The 15676-nt window shown below is 35.3% G+C and carries 14 protein-coding genes, 1 tRNA gene and 2 pseudogenes; 9 read left to right on the forward strand and 8 right to left on the reverse strand.

Annotated features, from left to right (window positions below; translation table 11 throughout):
* Both ACINWC141_RS03955 and ACINWC141_RS03960 read left to right on the forward strand, forming a co-directional pair.
* Positions 1-711: pseudogene (locus tag ACINWC141_RS03955) on the forward strand (IS3-like element ISAba22 family transposase); the annotation flags it as partial.
* 38 nt (positions 712-749) lie between these two features.
* Positions 750-959: pseudogene (locus tag ACINWC141_RS03960) on the forward strand (cytosine permease); the annotation flags it as partial.
* Between the two features lie 60 nt (positions 960-1019).
* On the opposite strand, the gene ACINWC141_RS03965 reads toward ACINWC141_RS03960, so the two are convergent.
* Complete coding sequence (locus ACINWC141_RS03965; RefSeq protein ID WP_009388270.1) at positions 1020-1457, reverse strand: PACE efflux transporter; 438 nt, start codon at positions 1455-1457, stop codon at positions 1020-1022.
* Between the two features lie 89 nt (positions 1458-1546).
* Here ACINWC141_RS03965 and ACINWC141_RS03970 point away from each other — a divergent pair, with 89 nt between their 5' ends.
* Positions 1547-2431, forward strand: a complete 885-nt coding sequence (locus ACINWC141_RS03970) for a LysR family transcriptional regulator (protein WP_009388294.1) — start codon at positions 1547-1549, stop codon at positions 2429-2431.
* A 1231-nt stretch (positions 2432-3662) separates the two neighbouring features.
* A tRNA-Ile gene (locus ACINWC141_RS03975) sits at positions 3663-3739 on the forward strand.
* A 185-nt stretch (positions 3740-3924) separates the two neighbouring features.
* On the opposite strand, the gene ACINWC141_RS03980 is transcribed toward ACINWC141_RS03975, so the two are convergent.
* Positions 3925-4788: a heme oxygenase-like domain-containing protein gene (locus ACINWC141_RS03980; RefSeq protein WP_009388300.1), complete on the reverse strand. Its 864-nt coding sequence runs from the start codon at positions 4786-4788 to the stop codon at positions 3925-3927.
* A 278-nt stretch (positions 4789-5066) separates the two neighbouring features.
* On the opposite strand from ACINWC141_RS03980, the gene ACINWC141_RS03985 reads away from it, so the two are divergent.
* The 3 genes from ACINWC141_RS03985 to ACINWC141_RS03995 all read left to right on the forward strand — a co-directional run bounded on the left by ACINWC141_RS03985 (position 5067) and on the right by ACINWC141_RS03995 (position 7284).
* Positions 5067-5639, forward strand: a complete 573-nt coding sequence (locus tag ACINWC141_RS03985) for a TetR/AcrR family transcriptional regulator (RefSeq protein WP_009388282.1) — start codon at positions 5067-5069, stop codon at positions 5637-5639.
* 188 nt (positions 5640-5827) lie between these two features.
* A complete protein-coding gene (locus ACINWC141_RS03990) occupies positions 5828-6373 on the forward strand; it encodes a 1-acyl-sn-glycerol-3-phosphate acyltransferase (RefSeq protein WP_009388278.1) in 546 nt (181 codons plus the stop codon).
* A 161-nt stretch (positions 6374-6534) separates the two neighbouring features.
* A complete protein-coding gene (locus ACINWC141_RS03995; RefSeq protein WP_009388252.1) occupies positions 6535-7284 on the forward strand; it encodes a YebC/PmpR family DNA-binding transcriptional regulator in 750 nt (249 codons plus the stop codon).
* 44 nt (positions 7285-7328) lie between these two features.
* Here the strand turns inward: ACINWC141_RS03995 and ACINWC141_RS04000 are convergent, their stop codons facing one another.
* A complete protein-coding gene (locus ACINWC141_RS04000; RefSeq protein WP_009388204.1) occupies positions 7329-7799 on the reverse strand; it encodes an Lrp/AsnC family transcriptional regulator in 471 nt (156 codons plus the stop codon).
* A 344-nt stretch (positions 7800-8143) separates the two neighbouring features.
* On the opposite strand from ACINWC141_RS04000, the gene ACINWC141_RS04005 reads away from it, so the two are divergent.
* On the forward strand, positions 8144-9457 hold the full coding sequence (locus tag ACINWC141_RS04005) for a DcaP family trimeric outer membrane transporter (RefSeq protein ID WP_204388691.1): 1314 nt from the start codon (positions 8144-8146) through the stop codon (positions 9455-9457).
* Positions 9458-9509: 52 nt separating this feature from the next.
* Here the strand turns inward: ACINWC141_RS04005 and ACINWC141_RS04010 are convergent, their stop codons facing one another.
* From ACINWC141_RS04010 to ACINWC141_RS04030, 5 genes are all read right to left on the reverse strand, one after another.
* Entirely contained in the window at positions 9510-10253 is a 744-nt protein-coding gene (locus tag ACINWC141_RS04010) for an amino acid ABC transporter ATP-binding protein (protein WP_009388231.1), read from the reverse strand.
* A gap of 13 nt (positions 10254-10266) precedes the next feature.
* Positions 10267-10944 carry an amino acid ABC transporter permease gene (locus ACINWC141_RS04015; RefSeq protein WP_009388286.1) on the reverse strand — a complete coding sequence of 226 codons (678 nt, stop codon included), beginning with the start codon at positions 10942-10944 and terminating at the stop codon, positions 10267-10269.
* A gap of 2 nt (positions 10945-10946) precedes the next feature.
* Positions 10947-11789, reverse strand: coding sequence for an amino acid ABC transporter permease (locus ACINWC141_RS04020; protein ID WP_009388318.1), 843 nt, complete (start codon positions 11787-11789; stop codon positions 10947-10949).
* A 93-nt stretch (positions 11790-11882) separates the two neighbouring features.
* Positions 11883-12776 (reverse strand): amino acid ABC transporter substrate-binding protein, encoded by an 894-nt coding sequence (locus ACINWC141_RS04025; protein WP_002049815.1) that lies wholly within the window; start codon positions 12774-12776, stop codon positions 11883-11885.
* Between the two features lie 543 nt (positions 12777-13319).
* The gene (locus tag ACINWC141_RS04030; protein ID WP_002050156.1) at positions 13320-14084 is read right to left on the reverse strand and encodes a glutathione S-transferase family protein; all 765 of its coding nucleotides are present in this window, start codon (positions 14082-14084) and stop codon (positions 13320-13322) included.
* 345 nt (positions 14085-14429) lie between these two features.
* Between ACINWC141_RS04030 and ACINWC141_RS04035 the strand changes: the two genes are divergently transcribed.
* On the forward strand, positions 14430-15665 hold the full coding sequence (locus tag ACINWC141_RS04035; RefSeq protein ID WP_081400007.1) for an SfnB family sulfur acquisition oxidoreductase: 1236 nt from the start codon (positions 14430-14432) through the stop codon (positions 15663-15665).
* Positions 15666-15676 lie beyond the last annotated feature (11 nt).

Here is a 15676-nt window from a genome sequence, read left to right on the forward strand (position 1 = left end):
GCCCATGAGGAGACAAAGCAGAGCTATGGTTATATTCGATTAACCAAATACTTACAAGCTCAGGGTATAAAAATGAGTATGTACGCTGTACGTCAGATAAAAGCGCTGAACCACCTGTATTGTAAGCGACACAAGCGTTTTAAAAGGACTACGAATAGTGACCATAATCGAGCGATCTATGAAAACCTGCTGGAGCAACAATTCTCAATGACTAGACCAAATCAAGCATGGTCAAGTGATATTACGTACATATGGACTGTTGAAGGATGGCTGTATTTAGCAGCGGTAAAAGACCTTTACACGAAGCAAGTGGTTGGCTATAGCTTAAATGAGCGCATGACAACACAGCTTGTTTGTAATGCGCTAAATATGGCTATTCACAATCAAAAACCAACCAAAGAACTGATTGTGCATTCAGACAGAGGAAGTCAATATTGCAGCCAGGAATATCGAAATATACTTGAGCAATATGGTTTTCAAGGTTCAATGAGCAAGCGCGGAGACTGTTACGATAATGCACCGATTGAAAGCTTTTGGGGAATACTGAAAAATGAGTTAGTGCATCATTACAACTATCAAACCAGAGAAGAAGCCAAAGCAGATATTATAAAATACATTGAGTTATTTTATAATCATCGAAGAATTCAAAAGGGTTTGGGTTTTAAGACACCAAATCAAATGGCCGAAGACTTTTATAAGTTGGCTGCCTAGAATCTCCCAAGGGAAAGTCTCCTGATAATTCAGCGTATATCAATATTACCTGCTACTTTTTAGGTATTTTGATTCAACTTCCATTTATTGATAGTAAATTCTACACAGGTCAAATCGCAGCAATGTTAGGGGGAATCGATTTATCGTGGCTTGTAGGGCTTATCTCTACAGCACTGATTTATTATATTTTCGCCAAAAAAGCTCAACTCAAGTTTTCAAAGCAATTAGTCATTGACCAAATCAAATAGCAAAACTAAATAAGCTATCAAAGTCGACTACCTTGATAGCTTACTGCTGTAATTTGAAGGCTATTCTTGTAGTGCTTTACCCTGTGCTGAAATAGGTAGTCCAAATAATTTATCAAAGCACCAATTAAAAATAAAAGTGTAGATCGGAATAATGATAATAAAGGCCAGATCTAACCAAAAGGCAGCAATGAGTGAAATATCCATCCACCATGCAATAAGAGGAATCAAAAATAAAACTAAGGTAAGTTGAAAACCGATAGCGTGCCCAACCCTACGCTTAACCGTACGGATATTACTGCTTTGTCTAGCTTCCCATTTCTCATACAAAATATTGTAGATAAAATTCCAAGTTACAGCTATGGTCGTAATCATGACAGAAAGTGGTCCTGTATGTTCCACACTATCACCTGCCAAAATAGCTAACCCTACTGATGAAATAATCATTCCAATGACTTCATAAAAAGAAACATATACGATTCGACGTTTTACACCTTGCATAATCAACAAACTCTGCTTCATTCTTTATATTTTAATTTCAGTCAAAATCATATATAAAGTTAATAGCTTTCAGTTCAACTGATATCAAAATGAATTTTAATAGTGAAAATATTGAACTCTTCATCACAGTACTAGATACGGGATCTTTCTCTGCGGCTGCCCGTAAACTAAATCGAGTCCCTTCAGCCGTGAGTATGGCCGTTGCCAATCTAGAAGCAGAATTGGGTTATATCTTATTTGAACGTACCCCTCGCAAAGTTATTCCAACCGCTACAGCATTAGCTTTGGAACCTCAGGCACGAATTATTTCTGAACAGCTTAGGCTATTTAGCACTCATGCCCATGAGCTTTCTTTAGGGCTTGAAAGTAAATTACGTATTGGTGTGGTCTCAGATGTAAATACCAAACTATTATTCTATTCAATAAAAAAATTAGCCGATAAATTCCCCTTACTTAATATTGAGGTTATTACGGCCCCTCAAGATGACATCGTCAATTTACTTTATACGGAAGAAATTAGTCTTTGCTTAGCTGGCTCAGACCTAAATATAAAAATGCGTGAAAATCTGCAATTGGTCATGACTGAAACAGTAGTTGCCACTATTTCATCTAGTCATAGTCTTGTCCAAGAAAAAACAAAGCAGCTGTCTATTGAAGAGTTAATCAATATTAGACAAATTGTAGTGGCGAGTAGTGACCATGAAATGACAGATTCCCGTTCAATTATTGGTGCAATGTACTGGAAAACGAATAGCCTCCAAACAGCAATTAATATGGTTGAAGCAGGGCTTGGTTGGGGGAATTTCCCTTTATCATTAGTACAAGAAAAAATCGATCAAGGTCATTTAGTTCTTTTAGATTTTAAAAATACTAAAAATCACTTACCTCTCTCCATTTACTTAATTTGGCTTCAAGATCGCCCCCTATCTAAAGCAGCTCGAGAACTCATCCAAATTATTCAAGAAAATTTATAACTTTTATGCTTTAGCTCTGAGCACACCTGATCTCTTTTTATAGTTTTATTACTGGTTATATATACCTACTTTAAAAATTGAACTTACTGTTCTGCCCTATTTTTCTCAATATTACAGAAAGCAAAAAGCCTACTTAAAAAAGCAGGCTTTTTACTGTATTTCAGGACTAAGCAATAGTTTTTTATTTTGGAAAAATACATTTATACTTTATTAAAACCTAGCATTTTAGTCAAGAATAAAATTAATAAAATACAATCATTTGTACTCTATGTGAAGAATATCACGTTTTAAGTTTTATATAGAAAACACATGAGTAAAAGAAAGAAATTTCGATGATAAAAACTCCCAACTTTTCCACTAAAATTGCTAATTTTTTAATCAGATAGATTATAAGATGAGTCTAATTTCAGTCATTACTTTTTGTTTTTATCTTTAAAGCTTCATTCATCATATATAGAGATTTATTATTTTTAAATAATTTGAATTTTAATACTCTATGTATAATTCTACGATCCTATTTTATTCTTCTAAGAATTGAAGAAATTCCTTAATCAACAGTAAAAATAAAATTAATCCTATAAATATTATCATTTTTTATTCTTATTGTTAGAGTATTAATTATGTGTTCTAACTTAACTATTCGAACAAAACTTTCCAAGTTTATTCATATATTTATTAAATTATAAAGAAATATTCTCATTAGATGAATAGGTCTCAATATCCCAAGAGAGTTAGTAACTCTATAAATATAATTTTCTGAATTATTTTTATTATAAACCCCTTCATAGACATTATTTAAATAATAACGATCGAAATTTATAAATTGTGCGTAATATATTCACAAATCAGCTTATCCTCTACTATTTTCCTTAAGCTTACTTAACCTAATATTTTCAGTATTATTCAAAAAACCTCTCGTTATGGTTACATTTTAAGCAATTTGTAGTTTAAAAGAATTAATGTTTTGAACCACATAGGCAATTAAAACTATATCAATATAAACTTCTGGCTGGAATAAGTTCTAATTGATCGATAAATAACTTAGTTCACTTTACTCGTGAAGTACTCATGCGCTAGAATCACGGTCGCTTGTAATATTTAACCAAAATAACACAATATTTTTTGAGACTACTAGGTGTCTACTTTAGAAAATGACTTGTGTTTAATTAAAAAATTGATTAGTATTGCACGCACTGAAAAGCCTTGAGATTAAAAGCTTTTCTGACTTATAGGGCCTATAGCTCAGTTGGTTAGAGCAGCGGACTCATAATCCGTTGGTCCACAGTTCAAGTCTGTGTGGGCCCACCAAATACAAACCCCATAAACCAAAAAGTTTATGGGGTTTTTTAATATGTATTCAAACAAAATATGGTTCACCGTTATAAATAATACTTAAAATTTAATTATCAAATTTTAAAATATATTTTTATTTCCAAACTTTAACTTTTTTAAAATAATTTTTCTTCTTGTGCTGAATATTTCTATTCCATCAATTAAGCTAAGATTTGCTTGCGCTTAAGTTCTGTATTTTCTAATTGAGCATCCCAAAATTTTTCCCATAAATCACAATACTCTAAGCATAACCTTTCGATATAGTTATAATCTTCTTCTGTGCAAGCTTGCATCAAGACATACCATAAATCTTCTTCATGATCATCATCTGCGGCTTCGGCACTTTCATCTTCAGAAATACCATGTACATGATAATAACCACCACCTTCAACCTCTAAACCTACGGCTTTCGTCGCTTTACGTAAAGGTGGACTATAAAGAATGACCTCTTCTTCTGCGACTGCCAATAAAGCTGAAACAGCTATATAGTCATCATAAGCATTTTCTAAAAATACTCTAACCTGATCTGCAATTTTAGTCGGCTGATAAGTCAGACGATCTTCTTCCGTAATACCGAAATCATTTAATACGTCTTCAAATAAAGGATAGTGAGCATATTCAGGATTTCCCTGATAATAACCATCTTTGTCTAAACCTGGACGAAATCCAAACTCATCAAAAATATTTAGGCTTAAAAGAAAACGCGGAAACATTTTCGCGCCAGCATGCAATCTTGGCTCTAATTGTTTAGTCTGAAACTGAGCCATGAGCAATGCGTCGGTAAAGGTTTGCACAATTGCATGGCGATATTCCAAGTGAATTTTTTTTAAATTTTCTTTATTAATTTCTCCATTATTTAAAATCTCAATTGCAGGATGATGTGACACTGCATGTTTAGCAATTTTTGCTCTTAAACTAGTCAAAAAGTCTGAATTTTTTTGCCATAGTTCGGCTGAAATGCTTTGCTTCATTCCTGCGAGTGCTTTCTTTCTTGGATTATTAAAATTTTCAAATTTCTTAGGCATATTCACTCTCGTTAAACTTATTGAAGCCTGATCGTTTTTTACATATTTTATTATAAAAACAATGACTTAAATTAATATTTAAACATGTTCCCTCATCAATCAATATTAGAATTAAAATCTTACGAAATCAAATATAAAATTAAAAAAAACTTTAGTTAATGATAATCATTATCACAATATAAACTTGAATCAAATCCCTTTTTTTATTATGATAATTGCTATTAAAATTTTAATTTTTTAGATTAAGTTATAATTAGTTCGAACTATATGGAATAGTAATGTCAAAAAAAGAAGATATTATAAATACTGCTTTAAATTTATTTAATCAGATTGGCTACAATGCTACTGGTGTTGACCGTATTATTGCTGAATCTAATGTTGCAAAGATGACATTTTATAAATATTTTCCTTCAAAGGAAAATTTAATTATGGAGTGTTTGCAACATCGAAATGTAAATATTCAAAACTCAATTAATGAACAATTAAGTTTACGTCAAGATGCTAACCCACTTGAGAAAATTCATATTATTTTTAATTGGTATATTGAATGGATCAATAGCGAAACATTTAATGGATGTTTATTTAAAAAAGCATTTATTGAAGTATCTAAACAATATACTTCAATTCGTGAACCATTTTACGAATATACGAAGTGGCTGACGAATTTATTAAAAGAACAGCTCACTCTATTAGGTATAGAAAACCCTACTCCACTTACTCACATCATTATTTCTATTATTGATGGGATGATTATTGATGGAACAACAGATAAGACTCTGATTAATGCTGAAAAAATTTGGCAATATATTAAATATTTAATTAATGAAGAGATACCTCAGCCGGTATCTTAAATATTAAAATTATCTAAGTCTATTATTTTAATATTAGGTTTGAAAGAAAAATAAAAAGAACTTTTTTAAACCTTCTATAGCTTAGATAAGCTTAATTTTTAATGCTCTACTTTAGCTTGCATAATTTCTCTAGGCTTTTTTACAAACTCATATTAGAATCCTGAAAATTTATCACCTTGCACTGATCTATGAAAAAATTTCTAGGTAACTCTATCTTTAAAGCCGCTGGTTGGACCTATAATGTAGATCCAGAAATTCTTGAGAAAAAACAAGTTATTATTGGCTTTGAACATACCTCAAACCTAGATGCAGTGCTATCTATTGCTCTCTTCCAAATTTTAGACATCAAGATTCATACTTTAATAAAGAAGGAACTTTTTAAGGGTCCTCTTAAACCAATTTTAGAAAAACTTGGTGGCATTCCCGTTGACCGTAAAGCGAGTAAAGATATTGTTTCTCAAATGGTTGAGCAATTTCAGAACCATGAAACTTTTAACTTGGTTATTGCTCCGGAAGCTACTCGTGCAAAAGATGGCTCTGAACGCAAACCTATCCGTACAGGTTTTTGGCATATTGCGAAAGCAGCTAATGTTCCGATTGTACTCATGTATGCCAATGCGCGAAGCAAACAAGGCGGGATTCTAGGCAAAATTTACCCAACAGACTTACAAAAAGATTTGGAAACCATTAAAGAGCTATATGCGCAATTTGACATAGACGTCAAAATTAACTAAATCAAATTGGACTTGATTCGGCCTAATATCATTCATTAGGCGTGAAGCTTATTATTCTGATTCAATTGGCTAACAAAACGCAGGGCAACAGTTTTCAACAAAACCAAGCCTATGCTAATATTCCAGCACTTTTGCATTTTCTTTTTTTGGAGTTCACGTCCATGGCGGGTCATTCTAAATGGGCCAATATTAAGCATCGTAAAGCGAAACAAGATGCAAGTCGCGGTAAAGTTTTTACTAAATATATTCGTGAAATTGTGACTGCTGCCAAACTTGGCGGTGGAGATGCTGCTAGTAACCCTCGTCTGCGTGCAGTAGTTGAAAAAGCTCTTTCAGTTAACATGACACGTGACACCATCAACCGTGCCATCCAACGTGGTGCCGGTGGTGAAGATAATGATGATTTAAAAGAAGTAACTTACGAAGGTTATGGTGTTGGCGGTGTTGCTGTTCTTGTTGAAACAATGACAGACAACTTAAACCGTACAGTACCAGATGTACGTCACTGTTTTAGTAAAACAAATGGTAACTTAGGTACAGCCGGTTCTGTCGCTTACCTATTTACTAAACGTGGTGAAATCACTTTTGAAGATGTGTCTTTAGAAGACAAGATCATGGAAGTTGCTTTAGAAGCTGGCGCTGAAGATATTGAAATTTCTGAAGATCAAATTTTGGTCATCACTTCACCAGAAACTTTTGGTGAAGTTCAAGATGCTCTTACTGCTGCTGGTTTAAAATCTGACAACGCAGAAGTGGTTATGAGTCCATCAACCAAAGCTGAAATTAATGATGTTGATCAAGCAAAACAAATTCTTAAAATGATTGATATGTTTGAAGACCTTGATGATGTGCAAAACGTTTATACTAACGTTGAGTTCACAGATGAGGTTTTGGCTCAACTTGATGCCTAAATCAAACATTTGAATTAAAAAAACGCACCCAATGGTGCGTTTTTTTATAGTTTATTGAGTAAGTTATAACAGTTAAAAACTTTATATTCTTTAATCACAAAGCTGGAATGCAAAGCAACCACATTGTCAATTTTTCCAATACGTCTTAATAAAATTTCACTGTAGTCATCCATGTTGCGCGCTACAAGTTCCAAAATAAAATCGGCACTTTGCCCTGTCACTAGAAATGCATTGGTCACTTCTGGAATTGCTTCTATTTCTGAAAGAAATTTATCAAATGTTTCAGTGTCATGTTTACTCAATGAAACTTGCAATAAAATGTGCAAGGTAAATCCGAGTTTACTAAAATTAATTTCCCTTTTGAGCTGCCCCATAACGTTGGCTTCAATTAGATGCTTAATCCGGCGATGCACGGAACTGACTGACAGATTGATCCGTTCTGAAAGTTCATTCAAATTTAAGTCTTCATGAGACAAAATTTCTAGAATTTGTTTATCAAAACGGTCCAACTCCATTGTTATCTCCAGCCAGAATTTTACAGTGAGGACAGTATACCCTATACAACTCCACTGCATTTAAAATACAAAGGTTTAAAAATAGCTAAAACGTTTATTTCTTTTACACATTTTATTGCAGTCATGCATTTTAACTGTGCAAATAGTGGAGCATAGGGCGCATTTTAGAGAGTCAATTTCACACTCTCATTTATTTTTTTCAATATAGGCTCTTACTCACACTACTATTTGAAGATAGGCCAATGATAATCATAGATATTTGACTATTTTTCTAAATTCTTAAAGTTGGCATTATTATTGTTATGTATTTGCAGGAAAATTTTTATCCATGTCGGGGAGTTCCTGTGAATAAGATCAAAACATTAGTACTAGCTATGAGTACTTTAGGCGTAACTAGCGTGACAATGTCTGTTCACGCAGCCACAGATGCTGAAGTTAATGCATTACGTAATGAAGTAAATGATTTAAAACAACTCGTCCAAAAACTATCTGATCAACAAAAAACAGCTTTATCAGTCAGTGCTCCAGCTACCCCTCCTGTAACACCAGCTCCTTCTACCACTCCTGCATCAAAACCAGGTTGGATGGCTATGGCGGATGGGCAAACCCAAGTTAAGCTTTATGGTAGTGTCCGCGCAGATGCAACCTATGACTTTAAAGGTTCAAATGGAAGCATTTCAAATGCAGCGAACTACCCTTTAAACAAAGATGATCCAAGACAAGATTCATTAAATGTATCTGCTGCAACTTCACGAATTGGTTTAGATATTACTCGGCCTACTCAATACGGTGATTTAACCGGTAAAATTGAAGCCGATTTTATGGGTGGAAATGGCGACAATGGCAATGGTACATTCCGTGTTCGCCATGCCTATATGTCTTTAGGCAAATGGTTAGCCGGTCAAACGACTTCACCTTTTGTAAATACTGATACATCGCCAGAAACACTGGATTTTACTGGTGCAGTTGGAACAGGTACTACGCGTACGGTACAGGTTCGTTACACTCAACCGATTAATGCCCAACAGAAAATATTAGTTGCTTTAGAAGGTGGTGATGTTGAAAAAGTGAGTAATGCTGCTGGCGGAAGCCGCTTTCCTGCATTAACCACACGATATGACTTCAAAACTGCAGACAATAAAGGCTTATTTCAATTACATGGTCTTGCCCATGAAAACCGTGTAGCGCCCAAAGATAGCGCTTCTGAAGAAAAATTTGGTTGGGGTGTAGGCATTGGTGGTAAATATGATTTAACTCCTCAAGATAGCTTGGTGGCTAATTACTATCATGTTAAAGGAGATGGCCGCTATTTATCTTATAGCAATTCTGCTTATGCCTATGACACAACAACACAGGACATTAATTTAGGTGAATTTGATAGTGCTGTTATTGGCTATCAACGAAAATGGAGTCCAATTCTCCGCTCTACTTTTGCAATAGGCGGTATTCAATATAAAGATGATAGCGTCTATGCCAACAGCAATTTAACCAGTACCAGCTATAACAAAGAAATTTATAATGCCTTAGTTAACTTAATCTGGAATCCAGTTAAAAATATTGATTTAGGTGCAGAATATACATATGGCCAGCGAGAAACTTTCGCGGGTGATAAGGGTGATTACTCTCGCATCAACTTATTGGCAAAATATAATTTCTAAAAATTAGATGTAAAAAAAGAGCCTTTAAAAAGGCTCTTTTTTATTAACAGTATTAGTGCATAGCTTGAATTTTTTCTAAGAAAAGTTTAGCACGCTCGTGACGAGCATCTAAATTTTCAAAAAATTCATGGGTTGGGCAGTCTTCTAAAATCTTACCTTCATCCATAAAAATTAAACGGTTAGATACTCTTTTAGCAAAACCCATTTCATGTGTAACACACATCATGGTCATGCCTTCATGTGCAAGTTGCACCATCACTTCAAGTACCTCACCGACCATTTCTGGATCAAGTGCAGAAGTTGGCTCATCAAACAACATACAGATTGGGTCCATGGACAAACCACGCGCAATTGCTACACGCTGCTGCTGCCCACCAGACAATTGGCCCGGAAACTTATCTTTATGCGCAAGCAAACCTACACGCTCTAAATATTTCAGACCTTTTGCACGCGCATCGGCAACTGAACGTTTTAACACTTTAACTTGAGCAATTGTTAGATTTTCCAAAACAGTCATGTGCGGAAAAAGTTCAAAGTGTTGAAAGACCATTCCCACCCGTGAACGGAATTTAGCAAGATCTGTTTTTGGGTCTTTCAGAGAAACACCATCAACAATAATATCGCCTTGCTGAAATGGTTCTAACGCATTTACTGTTTTAATGAGTGTTGATTTTCCTGAACCAGACGGTCCGCAAACAACAACGACATCACCTTTTTCAATACTCGTCGTGCAATCTGTTAAAACCTGAAAATCACCATACCATTTAGAGATATGTTGGATGTCTATCATTGGCATTTAAAATCTCCAATTAGCGAATGATGGCAATTTTTTTCTGTAAGCGTTTGACTAATTGCGACAGCACAAACGAACTACAGAAGTACACTACACCGACGATCAAATAGAATGTTGCTTTCGTTTCAGGACCATACGTATTAGCCAATGTATCTGCACGACCTAAAAAGTCTGGTGCACTAATTACATAAACTAATGAGATGTCCTGAAATAAAATAATTGTTTGAGTTAACAATACTGGGAGCATATTGCGAAAGGCTTGAGGTAAAACCACATAGCGCATTGATTGACCATAGGTAAAACCTAGCGCGTAACCTGCATTTACCTGACCTCTTGAAATAGACTGGATGCCTGAACGTACAATTTCCGAGAAAAATGCAGCCTCAAAAATAGCAAAAGTCACAACACTCGAGAACAACGGTCCCCAATATGTATCCGATTGAAACTCAAATATTTTTGGCAATAAAAAGTAGAAAATAAAGATGACCTGAATTAATGGAATACCACGAAACAGATCGACATAAAATTTTGCGAAATTACTTGCGATGGCATTGCTTGATAAACGCATCATTGCCAATGGGGTCCCGATTAGGATACCGCCCAGCATCGCCAATACAGTCACAGTAAGGGTAAAAACAAAACCTTCTTTGAGTGCCGCGATCACGTCAGGATTATGTAATAAAGAAAAATCCATAATTACTTCCCTCCCGAACCTAAGCCAGGTACAGCCATTCGTTTCTCAATCCATGCCATGATAAATTTAATGCTATACGTAATGATTAAATAAACAGGTGTAGAGAGAATAAGAATAATGATGTCCTGAGAAGTTTCTTCGCGCATGGTTTTTGTATAAGCGAAGAAGTTCAAAACACTCAAAGCATATAAAACAGCTGAGTTTTTGAAAACGTTCATTGCTTCAGAAGTAATCGTTGGCCAAACAGTGCGATATGCAACAGGTAAAATGACATAACGATAGCTTTGCGCAGTGGTAAAACCTACTGCGGAAGCAGCAAATTTTTGTCCTGTTGAAACAGTATTAATACCGGCACGTATGTGCTCAGATACACGCGCAGCCGTGTAGAGACCTAATGCAAAAACACCAATAACCGCAGGTTGCTGATTTAAAATATTTTTCCACCATCCACCAGCAACTACATCCCCACTACCTGCACTTAAGCTGTCCGGTAAAAATTCCGGAAAAACAAATGCCCAGAAGAATAGCTGCACAATAAGTGGAATATTACGGAAAATTTCAACGTAACAATTGCCAATAAATGCGAGAGGTTTGTTGGGTAATGTACGAATTACCCCTAGGAGAGAACCTAATAAAAATGCGATAAGAAAGGCTATAACAGCTGTCCAAACCATAGTAAAGACGCCTGAACCTAACATTTGTAACCATGTGGGCGCTTCTGCATGAGCATTGTAGCTTGAGCTACCAATTACTCTACAGACTGATTCTGCCCATGCGGCTTTATCGACACCATATTCATTAGACTCCGCACAGAATATAGTCCAGTTTAGCGAGCCGACTGACATGTTTGCCCCTTAAATGAATATCTTTAGGAAAATAGACCGCTTAAGCAAGTGAGCTTTCACTTGCTTAAGTAAATTTAGGACAAAAGGATCTGGTTAGATTCCTGCATCTGTTGGGTGAGCTTTAAGTTTTTTGTAAGATGAACTTGGTTGCATGTTCAAATTAGTATTTTTTGGTGGGATTGGCGATAAGAACCATTTCTTATATAAAGCGTCCATTTGACCAGTTTTCCATAAATTATTTACGGTACGGTCGGCAATTGCTTTAAATTTTGGATCATCTTTTGCAATCATGATGCCATAAGGTTCTGACGAAAGTACTGGCCCTACAATTGCAAATGCTTTTGGTGTAGATGACTTGGCAATTAGACCAGCTAAGATATTGTCATCCATTACAAATGCTGCAGCACGACCAGATGCCATCATGGCAAATGAGTCAGAATGGTCTTTACCATAAATATTTTGTACATTAAGTGACTGACCTTTTTCATTCATTTTAATGTACTTGTCTGATGTTGTACCTTGAGTCGTTACCACTGCTTTACCATTTAAATCAGCTAGACTCTTAATACCAGAGTTTGCTTTAACAGCCATACGCACTTCTGTTGCATAGTAGTTCGTTGAAAAACCAACTTGTTGCTGACGCTGTTTAGAGTTTGTAGTGGTACCACATTCCATATCAATATTGCCGGCTAAAAGCTCAGGAATGCGTGTTGATGAAGTGACTGCCTTGTATTCAACTTTTAAACCAGGCATTTTCAATTCTTTTTTAATATCATTTGCGAACTGGTTACAAATGTCGACTGCATAACCTACTGGTTTACCTCCAACAACGTATGAAATTGGGTCGGATGATTCTCGGTGACCAATAACGATTTTTCCAGTACTTTTAATTTTAGCTAATGTATCTGCTGCCTGAATTTGAGAAGTAGCACCAACCGTACAAAGCATAACTGTTGAAACAATGAGAGAGGTTGCAGAACGTTTCATAAGAACTCCTTGATGATCATTCTCTCTATTTGTCTACAAAATCATTCTTATAGAGAAATAGAGCGATTTATTATTAAATTGCAATTATCGAGCCAACTTTTCCAAGCAGGACTCCATCCATTTGCTTCACTTATTATTCATCTGTTTCGCAGAATTAATACCTTTAAAACTGCTCACATGTTTCTACTTTAATCTAAGTTTTAATCTTCTGTCTATTATTAAGCTTATCTATTTACACTTAAATGTGGCAATTATTGATTACAATGTAAACACATGCACAATAAAGTGGCTTAAATTTTTCTAAAAACTGTTTTTAGAAAAAGATTACTATCTTGATAAAAAGAAAAATTAAACTTATTAAACAGTTAGACCGAAGCAGATTATTTTTCTAAAAAAGAAGATAAAGCATCAAAATAATATTTATAAATGTTGTAATAAAACCCATTTATAAAATTGATAGTAATATTTTTACAATTAAAATGTTTTTGGGAATATGAGAAAAAAGGCCCGATTTATTTCGAGCCTTTTTATAAAACCTATAGATTAAATGCCTCGCCAATCAACCCGTGCATTTCTTTCAGTTTGATAAATTCTTAAAACATATTGTCCAAGCGGCAAATCAAGTAAACTTTTTTGATAATTGCTCCACTCTGGCGATACCTCTTCATCCTCTTCGGGTTCCCATGGCGTACCTTTTATTTCTAATAAAGGTGCAAGCATAGAACACACCGAAATATCAGCGAGACTTAAGCGGTCTCCAACCATATAACGTGCTTGGTTTTCAATGAGGTACTGATTCAACTCACTGATGAGTTCATCCATACGCTCTTTTGACTGGCTCACCACTTCCCCTTCAAGCTTATAGTTCTTCTTTACTAAAGTCTTGAGGAAAGGTTTTGATATTTTTTCAAACTGGCGCAAGTAACCTTGTTCGCCCATCATAATCTCTAGAGCATGGTCGCCATGGGCTAAAGTATGGGCAAGCGCCCAACGACGTACATGTACACCCAGTTCATCTGCCAAACTATCAATCTTAAGTGTTTGCTGTCTAAGTTGCTCATCACGGCGTAAAAGTGCATGTTCTGGATAGGTATCATCCAGATAAAGTGCAATTTTGGTTGATTCAGCAATCCAGCGATGGTCATCTTTCAAAATTGGCAATAAATTTTGCCCTGTTTTGAGTTGTGCAAAAGCACGATGAAAGCCAGGAATCAAATTATGTGCAACGTAATCAAGTTCTTTATGGTCTAACAACCAGCGAGCTTTTTCACAATAATGAGATAAAGGAAACTGATACAAAACCCGCATAAAATCTCCACGTTTATTTTTATTTGACTATTCGTACAAAAATCGTCTTCGGTAAATAGATACTTTAGAAGCTATTTTTAATGAAAACAATGGATATTGTGCTCATTTTTCACTGACAGTTAGGTCTATATTTTTTATATCTTTTTTTACCGTACTTATAGCTCTTTTTCATATTGAAACTACTTTAGTAATTCATTTAGTAAACAAAATGCATAATTAATTGATTTTTAATATTTTTCTATATCTATATTTATCTATTAAAAATCAAAAAAAGTGCTTTGCATTTTTATTCATAAGCTGAGCATAAGTCCTCGTTTAGTGGAAAAATATTTCTTTTGTAAGGTAATGACAGCAATACAAGGTGTCATTATGTCTAATTCTCTATCTAAAACGACGGGATACGTCCAAGTCATTCAAAATGATCAACAAGCGATTAATGCTGCTTATCAAGTGGCTGATTTTGCTTTAGAGGGTCGTAATACACGTGATCAACAACGCTTATTACCGCATGAGCAAATCGAAAGCTTTAGCCAAAAAGGTTTAGGCGGAATTCGCATTGCAAAAAAATATGGCGGTGCTTTTGTTTCCAATAAAACTTTGGCTCAAGTTTTCCGTATTTTAAGTAAAGGCGACGCCAATGTTGGTCAAATTCCACAAAATCAGATTAGCCTGTTAAACCTCATCGAAATCTTGGGTACAGAACAACAAAAACAATTTATCTTTTCAGAAATATTAGCAGGCAAACGTCTTGCTAACGGGGGTCCAGAGCGTAATACACATGACTCAAAAACACTAAAAACCACGCTTACCATTGAAAACGGTAAATACATTTTAAACGGTGAAAAATTTTATTCGACTGGAACAAGTTTTGCGCATTGGCTCGCAATTAAAGCGGTTCATCCCGAAGGTCATGTTGTTTTAATCATTGTTAACCGAGAAGCTCAAGGTATTGAAGTCATTAATGACTGGAATGGTTTTGGGCAACGTACGACAGCGAGTGGTACAGTTAAATTAAATCAAGTTGAAGTTAATCCGGAACTCATTTTTGATGAACGCTTATTGACACAAACCCCTACCTATCGCGGTGCTTATTCTCAGTTATTACAAGTTGCTATTGATGTCGGGATTGCAGAAGCTGCATTTGATGACACGTTATCAACTATTCATAAAGCACGCCCAATTATTGATGCAAATGTTGAAAAAGCCAGCTTTGAACATTACACCCTGCAAGAAGTAGGTAAGTTAAATATTTTGCTCGATGCTGCAATTTTACTGCTTGATGAAGCTGCTGAATATTTAGATGAACTTGACCAACTTGAAAATGTGACTGACGAACAGGTAGCAAAAGCTTCGATCTTGGTTGCCGAAGCGAAAGTCTATGCCAATGATGCGGCTCTACAAATCTCTGAAAAATTATTAGAACTTGGTGGAAGTCGCTCAAGCCTAAGCCAACATAATTTAGATCAACATTGGCGAAATGCCCGTGTACATACTTTACACGACCCTGTTCGCTGGAAATTACATGCCATTGGCAATTATTACCTTAATGGTCATTTCCCTGCCCGCCATGCCTGGATTTAAGGAGAAATTGT

Source organism: Acinetobacter sp. WC-141, assembly GCF_000313935.1.
Classification (GTDB): Bacteria; Pseudomonadota; Gammaproteobacteria; order Pseudomonadales; family Moraxellaceae; genus Acinetobacter.